This is a genomic window from Vibrio sp. Vb0667, from assembly GCF_033391095.1.
The window spans coordinates 1-1,259 of sequence record NZ_JAWPOL010000230.1 but is presented as its reverse complement, the minus strand read 5'-3'; the positions used below and the strand labels follow the sequence as shown (position 1 = coordinate 1,259).

The window sequence follows — 1,259 nt, the reverse complement described above, 5'->3', positions numbered from 1 at the left end:
ATCTCGATGTTTTTGCCGACGTTGTATAAATCATCGCTACCTTGATAAGTCAGCTTGTATTTACGTGCCGTGTACTTCGCAGTCGCTGGCATGATTTGCATGATACCACGAGCCCCAACCGGAGAACGCGCCTCTGAATCCAATGCACTTTCTTGTCTGGCTAACGACATCATCGTAATCGGGTCGATGTCATGCTTCTTCGCATAAAAGTTGAACCACCAGCGGTGCGCAATTGGGAATCGCAGTTCAATGTTGTCCCACATTTGCGCTTGGATACTGGCTGTGACGGTTAGGTGATGCCAATTCTTGGATGAGGCATACGCCGCCAACATCGCCTTTTCATCTTTACCTACGCGACTCAGCAAATGCGCCCACTCACTTTTCGCTGCCGCAATTTTATCTGTCGCAATCAACTCTTCAATACGAGTGAGAGAGTTTTGATACGGGTGAATAACCTTAGTATCGAGCTTAATACGATGAGATGGATATTTGATTGACTGACCAATCGCATTCGCCGCAGCCACGCTGTAGAAATTGCGCTGACCAACTAAGGTCGCCAATCGCTGTTTGCCAGCAATATCATCACCCAGCGCAATCTCACTTCGACCTAACCAATATTGCCAGCGAAGCGAGGCTTGCTCATCTTTGTTGAGTACGGCAATCCACTGTTGAACACCTTTCCAATCTGCATTTTGAATTGCTAGACGGATACGATTTTCGATCAAAGCGACATTTTTACTGGTTTTCGTCTTATCATCTCGCCATTTGGCTAGTGAATCGGATTCAGTACGAATCAGACGAATCGCAATGTAGTCCGCAAGTGCTTGGGCTTTTTCTGCTGAGAATTTTTGTCCTTTCACGACTTGCGCATACGCTTTTTGAGCTTGATTGACATCCATGCGAGCTAGCTTTTCTAACGCATATTCACTCTGAGCACGATAAAAGTCATTGGCTGGCTTTTTCTTAGCAAACTCAGCCACCGTCGCAGGTTTATCAAACAACGCTTTCATTTCTTGCGCTTGTTGTTTCGCTTTTGCAGAGCTTGGCAGCTTTTGCAAATAAGCCATCAAACTACCGTTACGAGCATCAAACGCCAACAACATGCGTTGCAGAACCAAATCGTCTGTACGTCCACCCGCTTTATCCCAAGCATTAAATAACGGGTCACACTCACTCGCGATGCTAGAACCGCTTAGCCACATGTCTTCTGCGCCTTTAAAGGCTGCAACTTGTTTGCCTTGTTTTAACTGAGCAACGTA

General features: G+C 46.2%; 1 protein-coding gene. It reads right to left on the bottom strand.

Features of this window, described 5'->3' with window-relative positions:
- Window positions 1-1,259, bottom strand: a 1,259-nt coding sequence (locus R8269_RS24845) for a transglycosylase SLT domain-containing protein (RefSeq protein WP_318222860.1), incomplete at both ends; no start/stop codon positions are given.